Genomic DNA, 14,231 nt, shown 5'->3' with positions numbered 1-14,231 from the left:
CCGCGCCCCGGCCCGGGCGCGCGGACCGTCGTTGGAGCTGCACGGAGGTCGATCGTGGAGATCGTGGTCACTGCCCGTCACACCGAAGTCACGGGGCGATTCCGCCGTCATCTGGAGGAGAAGCTCACCAAGGTGGGGCAGCTCGCGCCGAAGGCGCACCGTCTGGAGGTCGGGATCACCCACGAGCTGAACCGGCGGCAGGCCCACAGCTGCGAGCGCATCGAGCTGACGCTGCGGGGCAAGGGTCCCGTCGTTCGCGCCGAGGCCTGCGCCGCTGACGCGTACAGCGCCCTGGACGAGGCCACGACGAAGCTGCTCGAGCGCCTGCGCCGCGCCGGGGACCGGCGCAAGGTCCACCACGGCCGCCGCACCCCGGACTCCGTGCACCAGGCCACCAGCGCCCTGGCCGCCGCCACGGCCGCCGACGGCACGGGAGCGGCGCAGGGCGTCGCCGCAGGGCCGGACGCCGCCGCCCGCGACGCCGCGACGGGCGACGCCGGCGACGCCGGCGACGCCGGCGACGCCGGCGACGAGACGGTGGCGGAGTACCCGCTCGGGGAGTCCCCGGTGGTCATCCGCGAGAAGGTGCACGTCGCGCGGCCCATGAGCCTCGACGACGCGCTCGCCGAGATGGAGCTCGTGGGGCACGACTTCTACCTGTTCACCGACGCGACCACGGGCTGCCCCAGCGTCGTCTACCGGCGCCGCGGCTGGAGCTACGGCGTCCTGCGCCTGGCCGGGGACGCCGACGAGGCGAGCGCGATCGCCCGGGCCACCGGGCAGCAGGACGCCGGCGAGCAGCCCGACGCGGGCGGGCAGCAGGACGCCGGCGAGCAGCCCGACGCGGGCGGGCAGCAGGACGCCGGCGGGCAGCAGGACGTCGGCGAGCGGCAGGACGTCGGCGAGCAGAGGCAGCCCGCGGCCGTCAGCTGAGGGCGCGGGCCCCCCGTCGCCCGGCCGGATCCGCGCTGCCGTGCGCCGCGGATCCGGCCGCAGCGCCGCCGCAGCGTCCGGGTGCTGGCAGCATGTTCCTGTGCGGTGGCGCTGCGTGACCACCGCGGGGCGTGGACGAGGCGTGGACGGGCGGTGCGCGTGAGCGGTGCGGAGTCGGGCCGGCTCGGTCCGGACCTCAGGTCGTCGGTCGGGGCCGCGGAGGCGACGGAGGTCGACCTGACCTCCGCGTACGAGCCCGGGGACCCGGTGCGCGTGCTCATCGCCGACGACCACCACCTGTGGCGCCGCGGGCTGGAGATGGTGCTCGGCACCGAGGACGACATGGAGGTCGTCGGCGAGGCCAGCGACGGGCTCGAGGCGGTGACGAAGGCCGCGGCGCTGCTGCCCGACGTCGTGCTGCTCGACGTGCGCATGCCCCGGCGCAGCGGCATCGAGGCGTGCCGGGAGATCAAGGCGGCCGCGCCGGCCACGAAGATCGTGCTGCTCACCTCCAGCGACGAGGAGAGCGACCTGTTCGACGCGGTGCGGGCGGGCGCCAACGGCTACCTGCTCAAGGACATCCCCACCGAGGAGATCGCGGACGGGCTGCGCGCCGTCATGGGCGGGCAGTCGCTGATCAGCCCGGCGATGGCCGGGGCCCTGCTGACCGAGTTCGCCTCGCTGTCCCGGCGCGCCGAGCAGCCCCGGCAGGCGCCCGCGCCGAAGCTGACCGAGCGCGAGGTGGAGGTGCTGCGCCTCGTCGCGCGCGGCAAGGGCAACCGCGAGATCGCCTCGGAGCTGTTCATCTCGGAGAACACCGTGAAGAACCACGTGCGCAACATCCTCGAGAAGCTGCAGCTGCACTCGCGCACGGAGGCCGCCCTGTACGCGGTCAAGGAGCGCATCCTCGACCTCTCCTGACCGGGGGCCGCACCCCGTGCCCCGTCGGTGTCAGCACCAGGGAGCGCCCGGGTGCGCGCTCGTGCTGACAGTCGCGCGGCACCCGGTCGGTGTCAGCACCAGGGCGCGCTCCGGTGCGCCGTGGTGCTGACAGCTGCGCGGCGCCCACCTGCCGCCCACAGGTGGTGCGGACCGCACCGCCGTCCCCAGGCCGTTCGCGTCGTGCCGACGCCGGGCCCTGGCGGCGCCCAGGCTGGCCGCGTGTCCGGTGCCGCCGACGTCCTCACCACCGTGCCAGGCCTGGCTCGGCTCGCGCAGCAGCAGGCCGGGGCGCTGCACCGGGCGCAGCTGCGCGCCCTGGGCGTGACGGGCGGCCACGTGCAGCACCAGGTCCGGGCGCAGCGGTGGCAGCTCGTCGGCCCCCTCGTCGTCGTCCTGCACACGGGTCCTCTCGACGCCGCGGCGCGCCGGTGGTCCGTGCTGCTGTCAGCCGGCGGCGGGGCGGCGCTGTGCGCGTGGACGGCGCTGCACGCCTGGGGTCTGACGGGCTGGGAGCGGCCGGGGGAGCATGTCGTGGTCGCGCGGGGCGCCTCGCCGCGCCGCCTGCCGTGGACGGTCGTGCACGAGTCGCGGCGGCACGCGCCGGGCGACGTCCGTTCCCGCGACGGTCTGGCCCTGCACGGCGTCGAGCGGGCCGCCCTGGACGCCGGCGCGTGGTCGCCGTCCGCGCGGACCGCGGGTGGGCTGCTCGCCGCCGTGGTCCAGCAGGGGCTGAGCACACCGGACCGGCTGCTCGAGGCGAGCGCCGGCGTGGGGCGCGTGCGGCACCTGCCGGTGATGCGCGCCGTCCTGCTCGACGTGCGCGGTGGCGCCCGGTCGATGGCCGAGGTGGACCTGGGCCGGCTGTGCCGGGACCACGACCTCCCCGAGCCCGCGCGCCAGTCGCGGCGTCGCGACGCCACCGGTCGCAACCGGTACCTGGACGCCGAGTGGCTGCTGCCCGGTCGACGGCGCGTGCTGCTCGAGGTGGACGGCCTCGGGCACGTCGACTCCGAGCGCTGGTACGACGACCTGCTGCGCGCCGCGGAGGTCTCGCGCCCCGGTGAGACCGTGCTGCGCCTGCCGGCCCTGGCGCTGCGCACGGACGTGCGGCGCGTGGCCGCTCTCCTGCGGGCCCACCTGTCGTCCCGTCCCTGACGCGTCAGCACCAGAGCGCGCTCGGGTGCGTGCTCGTGCTGACAGCCGCGCGGCGTCCCGCCCCTGTCAGCACCACGGCGCGCTCGGGTGCGCCGTGGTGCTGACACGCGCGCGGGGTGCGTGTGCTGTCGGCGGGGCGTGCCAGGGTGCATCGTCGTGGTGACAGGGGTGGTGCCGGGAGCGGACCCGGCCCGGGTGCGGCGCCCGGAGCGGATGACGGCCGCTCAGGCGCGGCGCACCGCGCTGGCGGCGCAGGGGTTCACCGACCCGCGCCCGAGCGGGCCGGTGACGATGCGGCACCTGCAGCGGGTGCTCGACCGGATCGGGCTGGTGCAGATCGACAGCGTCAACGTGCTCACCCGAAGCCACCACCTGCCGCTGTTCAGCCGCCTCGGCGCCTACGACCTGGGCCTGCTGCACCGGGCGGCCTCCCGGCACCCGCGGCGCCTGGTGGAGTACTGGGCGCACGAGGCCAGCTACGTGCCGCCGTCCACGCACCGGTTGCTGCGCTGGCGCATGCAGCGCTCCGCCACCGACGCCTGGGGCAGCATGCAGCGCGTCGCCCGCGAGCACCCGGGCGTGGTGGACGCGGTGCTGGCCGAGGTCGCCGCCCGCGGGGCGATGACCGCCCGGGAGGTCGAGCTGGCGCTCGCGCACGACGTGCCGCGCAGCCGCGAGGGCTGGGGGTGGAACTGGTCGGTGGTCAAGAGCGCCTGCGAGCACCTGTTCTGGTCCGGGCGCCTGAGCGCGGCCGGGCGGACGCCGCAGTTCGAGCGCCGCTACGACCTGCCCGAGCGGGTGCTGCCGCCCGAGGTGGCCGCCGCTCCCGACCCCGACCCGGCGGACGCCGTGCGCGAGCTCGTGCGGATCGCGGCGCGGGCGCACGGGGTGGCCACCGAGCGGGCCCTGCGCGACTACTTCCGGCTGCGCCCGGCCGACGCGCGCGCCGCCGTGGCCGACCTCGTCGACGCCGGCGAGCTGGTGCCCGTGCAGGTGCAGGGCTGGGCGCGGCCGGCCTACCTGCACGCGCAGGCGCCGTGGCCGCGCCGGGTGCACGCCCGCGCGCTGCTCTCCCCGTTCGACTCCCTGGTCTTCGAGCGCGCCCGCACCGAGGAGCTGTTCGGCTTCCGCTACCGGCTGGAGATCTACGTGCCCGAGCCGCAGCGCGTGCACGGCTACTACGTGCTGCCGTTCCTGCTCGGCGACGCGCTCGTCGCGCGCGTGGACCTCAAGGCCGACCGCGCCCGCGGCGTCCTCGTGGTGCGGGCCGCGCACGCCGAGCCGGGCGCGCCCGCCGGCACGGCCGAGGAGCTGCGCGCCGAGCTGGCGGCCGCGGCGGCGTGGCTGGGGCTGGAGCGGGTCGGGATCGGCGCCGCACCGCGCGGCGACCTCGTGCCGGCGCTCGCCGCGCGGTGCTCACCCCCGAGAGGGTGATCCCGCCGCGGCCGACCGGCCGGTCGCACGCTCGGCCGACCGCTCGGCCGACCGCTCGGCCGACCGCACGGCCGCCTGCGCGCCCACCTCCGACGCCAGCAGGTCGTAGCGCAGGAAGTCCACGCGGGTGCCGTCGCGCAGGAGCTCCGCCGCGCGGTCCACGCCGACCCGCGTGAAGGCGGCCTTCTCCGCGACCCGGCGGCTTGCGTCGTTGCCCCGCGCCACCCGCAGCACCAGCCGCTGCAGGCCCAGGCCGCCGTCCGCGATCGTCGTCAGCGCGTGCGCGCTCGCCAGCCGGGTCGCGGCCGTCATCACCCCGCGCCCGCGGGCGTCCGGGTGGCACCAGTACCCCACCTCCCCGGACGGCGAGCCCTCCTCGAGCCGGAAGATCCCGATCTCGGCCAGCAGCGGCCCGCCCGGCTCCGCGCGCACGGCCCAGTACACGCCCGCGCCCGTGGCGTGCTGCTCCTCGCGGCTGCTGACGTAGCCGGCGGCGTCGAGCACGGTGTACGGGGACGGCAGGCTCGGCAGCCACGCCTGCGTGGACGGCGCCGCGCACGCCTCGGCGATGCGCTCGACGTCCTCGGGCGCGTGCGGGCCCAGGTGCACGCCGCCGCCGGCGAGCGCGACGGGCTCCAGCCACCGCCGGCGCGGCCGCACCGGGTCGTCCCAGCGCAGGGAGCCGACCCATGCGTCGCGGCGCTCGCCGCGGCGGACCAGCAGGTCGCGCACGGTGCCCTCCACCGCCGACCCGCACGCCCACGCCACGCGCCGCCCCGCCCAGTTGCCGACCTCGGTGCGCCAGTGCACCGCCTGCAGGCCCAGCTCGACGAAGCACCACTCCAGCAGCAGGCGGACGGCGGAGGACGCCGCGCCGCGACCGCGCGCCTGCGGCAGCAGCGCCACCTCCAGCTCACCGCCCGCGGCGCCGTCGGCGAGCAGCTGCAGGGTGCCGGCGCAGCGCCCGGCCACCTCCACCGCCAGCACCAGCGGACCCCGGCCGGCCCAGCTCGCCCACTGCGCCGCGGCGGCGCGCACGTGCGCGGCGGCGTCCTCGGCCCGGGAGGGCTCCGGCGCGCCGGGCAGCCACCGCTGCACCAGCGGGTCGCGCCCGAGGTGCACCAGCGCAGCGGCGTCCGAGGAGCGCAGGGCGCGCACCAGCACGCCCTCGCCCTGGAGCTCCGGAGGCTGCACGCTCGCACCCTGCTCGACCCCTCCGCCGGGCGCCAGCCGGCGGCCGCAGCGGTCGCGGGAGCCGGCCGGGCGGCGCCTGCCGCCCTCGGCGAACGCCCCGGGAGGCCGTCGGGGCGCGTCTACCATGGACGGGCCGGCGCCGCGCGCACCCCGCGCGCCGCGCGCCGGCGCAAGCGCCCTGGTCGGCGTCGGAGCCGACGGGGATGGGCCACAGCGAGGGAGACGGACGTGCCTAGCGTGCTGGAGCGGCTGCTGCGCGCCGGTGAGGGCCGGGTGCTGCGCCGCCTGCAGGGCCTCAGCGACCAGGTCAACGCGCTGGAGGACGACTTCCTGCGCCTGTCCGACGCCGAGCTGCGCGAGGAGACCGACCGGTTCCGGGCCCGCCTGGCCGACGGGGAGTCCCTCGACGACCTGCTGCCGGAGGCCTTCGCCGCGGTGCGCGAGGCCGCGCGGCGCACCCTGGGCCAGCGCCACTTCGACGTCCAGCTCATGGGCGGCGCGGCGCTGCACCTGGGCAACATCGCCGAGATGAGGACCGGCGAGGGCAAGACCCTCGTCGCCACCGCCCCGGCCTACCTCAACGCCCTGACCGGCCGGGGCGTGCACGTGGTCACGGTCAACGACTTCCTCGCCACCTACCAGAGCGACCTGATGGGCCGCGTCTACCGCCACCTGGGCATGACCAGCGGCACCGTCACCGACGGGATGAGCCCGGACGAGCGCCGCCGCCAGTACGCCGCGGACATCACCTACGGCACCAACACGCAGTTCGGCTTCGACTACCTGCGCGACAACATGGCGTGGAGCTCCGCGGAGCTGGTCCAGCGCGGCCACCACTTCGCGATCGTCGACGAGGTCGACTCCATCCTCGTCGACGAGGCCCGCACCCCCCTGATCATCTCCGGGCCGGCCAGCGGCGACGCCTCGAAGTGGTACGGCGAGTTCGCGCGGATCGCCCGCAGGCTCGTGCGCGACGTCGACTACGAGGTCGACGAGAAGAAGCGCACCGTCGGCGTCCTGGAGTCGGGGATCGAGAAGGTCGAGGACCAGCTCGGCATCGACAACCTCTACGACTCGGTCAACACCCCGTACGTGGGCTACCTCAACAACGCCGTCAAGGCCAAGGAGCTGTTCCGCCGCGACAAGGACTACGTCGTGATGGACGGCGAGGTGCTCATCGTCGACGAGCACACCGGCCGCATCCTCGCCGGCCGCCGCTACAACGAGGGCATGCACCAGGCCATCGAGGCCAAGGAGGGCGTGCCGATCAAGGCGGAGAACCAGACGCTGGCCACGATCACGCTGCAGAACTACTTCCGCCTCTACGACAAGCTGTCCGGGATGACGGGCACCGCCTCCACCGAGGCGGCCGAGTTCCAGCAGATCTACTCCCTGGGCGTCGTGCCGATCCCGACGAACCGGCCGATGGCGCGCACCGACCAGCCGGACCTCGTCTACAAGACCGAGGCGGCCAAGTTCGACGCCGTCGTCGAGGACATCGCCGCCCGCCACGCCGCCGGCCAGCCGGTGCTCGTGGGCACCACCAGCGTGGCCAAGAGCGAGTACCTGTCCCAGCAGCTGCGCGCCCGCCGGGTGGGCCACGAGGTGCTCAACGCCAAGCAGCACGCCCGCGAGGCCGCCATCGTGGCCATGGCGGGGCGCAGGGGCGCCGTGACGGTGGCCACGAACATGGCCGGCCGCGGCACCGACATCATGCTCGGCGGCAACGCCGAGTTCATGGCCGTCGCCGAGCTGGCCGAGCGCGGGCTGGACCCGCAGGAGAACGCCGACGAGTACGACGCCGCGTGGCCCGAGGCGCTGCAGCGCGCGCAGGACGCCGTGGCCTCCGGGCACGACGAGGTCAAGGACCTCGGGGGCCTGTACGTGCTGGGCACCGAGCGGCACGAGTCGCGGCGCATCGACAACCAGCTGCGCGGCCGCTCCGGGCGCCAGGGCGACCCGGGGGAGTCGCGGTTCTACCTGTCGCTGACCGACGACCTGATGCGCCTGTTCAACTCCGGCATGGCCGAGTCCCTGCTCACCCGCGCGGGCATCCCGGACGACGTGCCGCTGGAGTCGAAGATGGTCTCGCGCGCCATCCAGAGCGCCCAGTCGCAGGTGGAGGCCCGCAACTTCGAGATCCGCAAGAACGTCCTGAAGTACGACGACGTCCTCAACCGCCAGCGCGAGGTCATCTACGCCAACCGGCGCCGCGTGCTGGAGGGGGAGGACCTGCACGAGCAGGTCGAGCACTTCATCGACGACGTGATCAGCGGCTACGTCACCGCGGCGACGTCCGAGGGGTTCGCCGAGGACTGGGACCTCGAGCAGCTGTGGACGGCCCTGAAGACCCTCTACCCGGTGCAGCTGACCGTCGAGGAGGTCCGCGAGGAGGCCGAGGCCCGCGGCGGCCTGACCGCGGCCATGCTCACCGAGGAGCTCGTCTCCGACGCCCACCAGCAGTTCCTCGCCCGCGAGCGGCAGCTGGGCGAGCGCGCGCTGCGCGAGCTCGAGCGCCGCGTGGTGCTCTCCGTGCTCGACCGCAAGTGGCGCGAGCACCTGTACGAGATGGACTACCTGCAGGAGGGGATCTCCCTGCGGGCCATGGCCCAGCGCGACCCGCTGGTGGAGTACCAGCGCGAGGGCTACCAGCTGTTCCAGGCCATGCTCGACGCCATCAAGGAGGAGTCGGTCGGCTACCTGTTCAACCTCGAGGTTCAGGTGGCCGCACCGGGTGCGCGCGCCGCGGCCGCGGCGCCCGGTGCGGGTGCCGCCGTCGGCGGCGCGAGCGGCGCGGACGGCGCGCAGCGCCCCGGCGCGGACGGCGCCCACGCCCGGGACGGGGCCGACGGCGCGGGCCGGGCGGCCGGGAGCGGTGCAGCCGGCGACGGCGCGCCCGAGGCCGCACCCGAGCCGGTGCTCGTCGCACCGGGCCTGGAGCAGGCCGCCGGGCGGCCGAGCCGCCTGCAGTACACCGCCCCGTCCGCGGACGGGGACGTGGAGGTGCGCGCCGAGGGCGGCCCGGCGCCCGTGCAGGGCGGCAACCGCCGCGAGCGGCGGGCGCAGGAGCGGCGGCAGCGGTAGGGCGCCGGGCCGCCCGCGCGGCGCCGCTCACGTGCTCACCCGACCTCCAGCGCCGTCACGCGCCAGCGCCCGTCCAGGCCCTCCAGCCGCAGGGCGACCGCCCGCACGCGCTCGCCGTCGCGCACGACGGCCGCGCCCTCGACGACCCCGTCGCGGGGCGAGCTCAGGTGCACGCGGCGCACGTGGGCCCGCGGGGCGGTGGTGCGCGCACCGCGCACGCGCGCGGTCAGGGCCGCGCGCCGCTGCAGCCCGGCGTAGACGTCCGCGGACAGCCACCGCAGCAGCTGCGCGGCCGGTCGCGCCCCCGAGAGCACCTCGACGGTCGCCTGCACCAGCCCGGGGACCAGCCCGCCCGGGTCCGGCAGCGCGGACGCCGGGGTGGGCTGCGGGCTGAAGAAGGGGTCCGGCCCCGAGGAGGGGCGCCCGGGCGGCGGTGCGGGCGCGCCGACGGTCGAGGGTCCGCCGCCGAGGGCGAGCACGCCCTGGCCGGCGGGCAGCTGCGCTCGGGGACGGCGGGGCGCGCCGAGCGGGTGCGGCTCCGCGACCGGGACGGGCAGCACGCGCAGCGGGCGGGGCGCGGGTGCCGGCGCGCTCATCGCGGTGCTCCCGGTGCGACGAGGCGCTGGCCCGGCAGGAGCAGGTCCGGGTCGTCCCCGATGACGTCCCGGTTGGCCGCCCACCACCGGGGCCACTCCGCGGCCACCTGGGCGTCCGGAGCGTCCGCGGGCAGCGACCGGCGGGCGACGTCCCACAGCGTGTCCCCGCGGCGGACGACGACCTCCGCCGGTGCCACGGACGCCTGCTCCGCCGCGCTGCGCGAGGGCCCGGCAAGACCCAGCGCCGGCGCTTGGGTGGCCTGTGCCGGGGTGGCCTGTGCTGGGGTGGCCGGTGCCGGCGGCTCCCAGGCGCGCCCCTCGGCGGGCCAGCCGACGGCCGGGGCGGCGGGGGCCGCCGTCGCGCCGGGCGCCGAGGCGACCGGAGCCGTGGTCGCGGTGCTGGTCGTCGCCAGGGCCGGGGCCGCCACACCGCCCAGCGCACCGGCGCCCACGGCGACGGCGGCGAGGCGCTGCACCAGCGCGGGCGCGCACCGGGCGGCCACGGCGTCCAGCACCGCCGAGGGCCGGCCGCGCAGGCGCCGGCGGGTGGCGAGCGCGGTGGCGACCGCGCCCGCGGACCACCACAGCAGCACGGCGGCGGTGGCGCCGGCGCTGGCGAGCACCAGCAGGTGCTCCAGGGACGCCGGCCCGGGAGCGGCGACGGCTGCGCCGGCGCGCACGGCGGCGGCGCCCGCCAGCGCGAGGGCTGCGGCGGCCCCGGTGGTCAGCGCCGCGCCGAGCAGGGCGCGGCGAGCGGGCCCCGGTGGGGGTCCGGTTCCAGGCATGCGGGCTCCTCCAGCACGATGGCGGCCACAGGTTTGATGCTGTTTGACCGTGTTTGATGTGCCTGAGTAGAGCAGAGCCAGCCCGGACGCCCGGGTCCTCCTGTGGACGACGCGGACCCGGCCACCCGGTCGGCGGACGGCGCCTACGGTGGGCGAGTGCGCTGGGACGCCCTGTTCGCCGACCTGGAGGCGCAGCTGGCCGCCGCCTCCGGCAGCCGCGCCGAGGACGCGGAGCTCGTGCGCGCCGAGGTCGCGCGCACGAGCCTGAGCGACCGCTGGCGCGCGCACGTGGGGTCGCACCTCAGGCTCGGGCTGCGCGACGGCACGGCCGTCGCCGGGGAGCTGCTCGACGCCGCCCCGACCTGGGTCCTGCTCCGGGACGGTGCCCGCCAGGTGCTGGTGCCGGCGGCGGCGCTGGGATGGGTCGAGGGCCTGTCCCCGGCCGTCGCGGCCCCGGCCGGTCAGGTGGAGCGGCGCCTCGGCCTGACGGCGGCCCTGCGCGCCCTGGCGCGCGACCGGGCTCCGGTGCAGCTGCGCCTCGACGGCACGTGCGTGACGGGCACCATCGACCGCGTCGGCGCGGACCACCTCGACCTCGCCGAGCACGCCCCCGACCAGGTGCGCCGGGCGGGGGCCGTCCGCCGGGTCGTGGCGATCCCCTCCGCCGCCGTGCTCGCGGTCACGTCCACGACGGGCGCCGGGCCGGTCCCGCTCTGACGCGGCCGGCGCCGTCCTCGACGCCGCCGCTCAGCCGCCGCTGCTCAGCCGCTGCCCCTGAGCCGTCGCCCCTCAGTCGAGGAGGCCGGTGGCTCCCTGGTCCTGCGAGCGCGGGCCGGCGTCCGGGCCCGTGCGGGCGTCGAGCATGGCGCGGGTCTCGGCGTACTTGCGCTGGATGTACTCCTCCAGCACCGCGGCCTCCACCCGCCACTGACCGCGACCGCCCACCTGGATCGCCGGCAGCTCCCCGCGCTTGACCAGCGCCATGGCCTGCACGGCGGAGACGTTGAGCACCTCGGCCACGTCGGCGAGGGTCAGGAAGCGCGGCGGCACGGGCGCAGTGTGGCACGCACGCGAGTGCCGGTGCCGCGCCGTCCACAGGGCCTGGTGAGGTCCTCGACACCTGCGGTGACCGCCCTGGCCCGACCGGCGGGCGCTCGTGCACCGAGGGCCCCGACGGCACCCGCCCGGTGCCAGCATGTCCGCGACCGGCGCCGGGCGGCTCCCGCGCGCCGCACCGCACCCCGCACCCGCAGCGAGGAGATCCGTGGACCCCAGCACGACCGTGGCGCCCCGCTTGGCGCTGCCCTCCTGGCGGGACCCGCGGCTGGTCGTCGGCGTCCTGCTGGTGCTCACCTCGGTGCTGCTCGGCAGCTGGGTGGTCTCCTCCGCCGACCGCACGCGCCCCGTGTGGGCGGCCGCCGGCACGCTCGCGCCCGGGGAGGCCGTCGAGCGCGGCGCCCTGACGGTCGTGCAGGCCCGCGTGGACGCCGGGATGGACGGTTACCTGACGGCGGACGAGGACCTGGCGCCGGACCTGGTGGCGCTGCGCACGGTGGCCGCGGGCGAGCTCGTGCCGCGCAGCGCCGTCGGCGCCGCCGCGGACCTGCGGCGCCGGCCGGTGGGCCTGCCCACCGACGAGGCCCTGCCGGTCGGGCTGGTCGCGGGCTCGCAGGTCGACGTGTGGGTGAGCATGCCGGTCGAGGTCGGCTCGCCCGAGCGCGAGGCGCCCCGGCAGCTGGCCTCCGCGGCCGAGGTCGCCGAGGTCACCACGGACGCCGGGGCCTTCGGCCCGTCGTCCGGGGCCACCGTGCAGGTGCTCCTGGCGGAGGACGAGCTGCGGGCGGCGCTGGAGGCCCTGGCCGCCGACGCCGACGTCGCCCTGGTGCTCGTGCCCGGCTCCACGCCGGTCGGCGGCTGAGCGCCGTGGCGGTCCCGCTCCTCGCGGCGGTCACCGGCGCCTGGGAGGCGCCGCTGGTCAGCGGGCTGGAGCGCTCCGCGGAGGTGGTCGTGGTGCGCCGGTGCGCCGACCTGGCCGAGCTGCTGGCCGCGGCCGGCGCCGGTCACGGCCGCGCGGCGCTGGTCTCCGCGGACCTCCCCCGCCTCGACCGGGAGGCGCTGCGGCGCCTGGGCGCCGCGGGCGTCGCCGTGGTCGGCGTCACCGCGGCGGCGGGCAGCGCGGAGGCCGCCGAGCGCTCGCGGGCGCTGCACGCCCTCGGCGTCCTCGCGCACGTCGCGGCCGACGCCCCTGCCGGGGAGGTCGCCGCCGCCGTCACCGCGGCCGTCGCCGCGCTCGGCGACCCCTCCGACCTCGAGGGCCAGGGGACGGGCGCCTCGCCCGCTCCCCGCGGCGCGGGGTGGCACGCCGGTGGCGCCGCGGGCCCGGGCGCCGCAGGTGCGGGCGCCGCGGGTCCGGACGCCGCGGGTCCGGGCGCCGCGGGTGCGGGTCCCGAGGCCCTCGACGCGGACGCGAGCGCCGAGGGCTCCAGCGCTGCGGGGCGCGTGGTCGTCGTCTGGGGCGCTCCGGGGGCGCCCGGGCGCACCACGGTCGCCACCGCGCTGGCCGCCGAGCTCGCCGAGCGCACCGGATCGGTGCTGCTCGTGGACGCCGACACCTGGTCCGCCAGCGTGGCGCAGGTCCTCGGCCTGCTCGACGAGTCCGCCGCGGTGGCCGCGGCCTGCCGCGCGGCGGCAGCCGGCGCGCTGACGCCGCAGGTGCTGCGCCGCCTGGCGCCGCAGGCGCTGCCGGGCCTGCGCGTCGTGACCGGCCTGCCCCGGTCCTCCCGCTGGCCCGAGCTGGGACCGGCCTCCCTCGAGGCCCTGTGGGACACCGGCCGTCGGGTCGCCGCCTGGACGGTCGTGGACGTCGGCGCTCCTCTGGAGCAGGACGAGGAGCTCTCCTTCGACACGTCGGCCCCGCGGCGCAACGCCGCCGCCCTCACCGCGCTCGAGGCGGCCGACACCGTCCTCGCCGTGGGGTCGGCCGACCCGGTGGGGCTGCAGCGGCTCGTGCGCTCCCTGCAGGACCTCGCCGAGGCCGTTCCGACGGCCCGCCCCCTCGTCGTCGTCACGCGCGTGAGGGCCTCCGCCGTGGGGCCCTCGCCGCGCCGTCGCGTGCTCGAGGCGCTCGCCCGCTACGCCGGCGTGCACGACCCGGTGCTCGTCCCCGACGACCGGCCCGCCTGCGACGCGGCCCTGCTCGCCGGCCGCACCCTGGCGGAGGCGGCGCCGTCCTCACCGGCCCGGGCCGCGATCGCCGCGCTCGCGGCCTCCCTGCTCGCCGACCGCGCCGCCGAGGAGGGCGGACCCGCCGGTGGGAACGCCGCCGGCGACGGCGCCGGGCGTGCTGGTGGGCGCGCTGGTGGGCGCGGTGGTGGGGACGGCGGGTCCGCGGACGGCTCGGCGCGGCGCCGCACCCCGCCGCGCCCCCGGGTCCGGCGCGGTGTCCGCCGGTGGGCCAGGATGCAGCGGTGACCGGCGGCGGCGAGCGGCCGCACCGGCGCGAGCACCGCTGAGGAGGGCGCATGCGGGTCTACCTGCCGGCGACGCTGAGGAGCCTCGCGCGGGCCGTGTCCAGCGGGAGCGTGGTCCCCGCCGACGACGCCGCCGGGGTTCCGCACGCGCACGCGGTGACCCCGGCGCTGCGCGAGTGGTACACCGAGGGCGACCTGGAGGAGCTGGAGCTGGCGGCCCTGCTGGAGGCGGCCGCGTCGTCGCTGCGGCTGCTGGCCCTGGAGCCCTCCGCGCCGCCGCGGCGCTTGGTGCTGGCCGCGGACGTCCCGGACCGCGGTGCCCGGCCCGCCGGTGACCCGCTGGAGCCGTCGCGCTCCGCCGTCCTGCTGGACGCGCCCGTGCCGCTGGCCGCGGTCGTCAGCGCCCACGTCGACGAGGAGGCGGCGGAGCCCGACGTGCGCGCCGCGGTCGACGCCCTGCCCGCGGCCGACGCCGGCGACGAGGACGCCGCCTTCCTCGTCGACAGCGCCGACGGGCACGACCTGCTCTGGTACGACGCCACCGAGCTGGCCGACCTCGTCGCGCAGCTGCTCCCGCCCGGAGGGCGCTGAGACGGCGCGACCGGGGGACGCTCCCGATGCGGCTATTGACACTAGCT

Annotated in this window: 13 protein-coding genes; 9 read left to right on the top strand and 4 right to left on the bottom strand. The window is 77.8% G+C overall.

Translation table 11 applies throughout. The annotated features are described in order from the left end of the window. Window positions 1-63: 63 nt before the first annotated feature. The 4 genes from hpf to BLS82_RS02295 all read left to right on the top strand — a co-directional run bounded on the left by hpf (window position 64) and on the right by BLS82_RS02295 (window position 4,464). The gene (gene hpf / locus BLS82_RS02310) at window positions 64-933 is read left to right on the top strand and encodes a ribosome hibernation-promoting factor, HPF/YfiA family (RefSeq protein ID WP_255378060.1); all 870 of its coding nucleotides are present in this window, start codon (window positions 64-66) and stop codon (window positions 931-933) included. 237 nt (window positions 934-1,170) lie between these two features. Further along, window positions 1,171-1,854, top strand: a complete 684-nt coding sequence (locus BLS82_RS02305; RefSeq protein WP_369811037.1) for a response regulator — start codon at window positions 1,171-1,173, stop codon at window positions 1,852-1,854. 240 nt (window positions 1,855-2,094) lie between these two features. Further along, the gene (locus BLS82_RS02300) at window positions 2,095-3,030 is read left to right on the top strand and encodes a hypothetical protein (RefSeq protein ID WP_218123458.1); all 936 of its coding nucleotides are present in this window, start codon (window positions 2,095-2,097) and stop codon (window positions 3,028-3,030) included. Between the two features lie 213 nt (window positions 3,031-3,243). Next, on the top strand, window positions 3,244-4,464 hold the full coding sequence (locus BLS82_RS02295) for a winged helix-turn-helix domain-containing protein (protein WP_092862614.1): 1,221 nt from the start codon (window positions 3,244-3,246) through the stop codon (window positions 4,462-4,464). On the opposite strand, the gene BLS82_RS02290 is transcribed toward BLS82_RS02295, so the two are convergent. Beyond that, window positions 4,447-5,658, bottom strand: a complete 1,212-nt coding sequence (locus tag BLS82_RS02290; RefSeq protein WP_176818883.1) for a GNAT family N-acetyltransferase — start codon at window positions 5,656-5,658, stop codon at window positions 4,447-4,449. The two genes, BLS82_RS02295 and BLS82_RS02290, sit on opposite strands and share 18 nt — an antisense overlap. A 228-nt stretch (window positions 5,659-5,886) precedes the next feature. On the opposite strand from BLS82_RS02290, the gene secA reads away from it, so the two are divergent. After that, window positions 5,887-8,742 carry a preprotein translocase subunit SecA gene (secA, locus tag BLS82_RS02285; RefSeq protein ID WP_092861207.1) on the top strand — a complete coding sequence of 952 codons (2,856 nt, stop codon included), beginning with the start codon at window positions 5,887-5,889 and terminating at the stop codon, window positions 8,740-8,742. 35 nt (window positions 8,743-8,777) lie between these two features. Here the strand turns inward: secA and BLS82_RS15970 are convergent, their stop codons facing one another. After that, window positions 8,778-9,338, bottom strand: a complete 561-nt coding sequence (locus BLS82_RS15970) for an Rv3235 family protein (protein WP_218123457.1) — start codon at window positions 9,336-9,338, stop codon at window positions 8,778-8,780. Next, window positions 9,335-10,123 (bottom strand): LysM peptidoglycan-binding domain-containing protein, encoded by a 789-nt coding sequence (locus tag BLS82_RS15965; RefSeq protein ID WP_092861205.1) that lies wholly within the window; start codon window positions 10,121-10,123, stop codon window positions 9,335-9,337. The genes BLS82_RS15970 and BLS82_RS15965 overlap by 4 nt, the downstream gene beginning before the upstream one ends. 156 nt (window positions 10,124-10,279) lie before the next feature. Between BLS82_RS15965 and BLS82_RS02270 the strand changes: the two genes are divergently transcribed. Further along, on the top strand, window positions 10,280-10,840 hold the full coding sequence (locus tag BLS82_RS02270) for a hypothetical protein (RefSeq protein ID WP_092862608.1): 561 nt from the start codon (window positions 10,280-10,282) through the stop codon (window positions 10,838-10,840). Window positions 10,841-10,912: 72 nt separating this feature from the next. Here the strand turns inward: BLS82_RS02270 and BLS82_RS16240 are convergent, their stop codons facing one another. Then, window positions 10,913-11,173, bottom strand: a complete 261-nt coding sequence (locus tag BLS82_RS16240; RefSeq protein ID WP_092861203.1) for a helix-turn-helix domain-containing protein — start codon at window positions 11,171-11,173, stop codon at window positions 10,913-10,915. 214 nt (window positions 11,174-11,387) lie between these two features. Here BLS82_RS16240 and BLS82_RS02260 point away from each other — a divergent pair, with 214 nt between their 5' ends. Genes BLS82_RS02260 through BLS82_RS02250 form a run of 3 tightly spaced genes read left to right on the top strand, consistent with a single transcriptional unit; the run spans window position 11,388 to window position 14,184 of the window. After that, entirely contained in the window at window positions 11,388-12,041 is a 654-nt protein-coding gene (locus BLS82_RS02260) for a hypothetical protein (protein ID WP_092861201.1), read from the top strand. 5 nt (window positions 12,042-12,046) lie between these two features. Further along, the gene (locus BLS82_RS02255) at window positions 12,047-13,594 is read left to right on the top strand and encodes a nucleotide-binding protein (RefSeq protein WP_092861199.1); all 1,548 of its coding nucleotides are present in this window, start codon (window positions 12,047-12,049) and stop codon (window positions 13,592-13,594) included. Window positions 13,595-13,644: 50 nt separating this feature from the next. Further along, the gene (locus tag BLS82_RS02250) at window positions 13,645-14,184 is read left to right on the top strand and encodes a DUF6912 family protein (RefSeq protein WP_092861197.1); all 540 of its coding nucleotides are present in this window, start codon (window positions 13,645-13,647) and stop codon (window positions 14,182-14,184) included. The last annotated feature ends 47 nt before the right edge of the window (window positions 14,185-14,231 follow it).

It is taken from the genome of Quadrisphaera sp. DSM 44207, from assembly GCF_900101335.1.
Lineage (GTDB): Bacteria > Actinomycetota > Actinomycetes > Actinomycetales > Quadrisphaeraceae > DSM-44207.
This window is presented reverse-complemented; position numbering and strand designations above follow the sequence as displayed.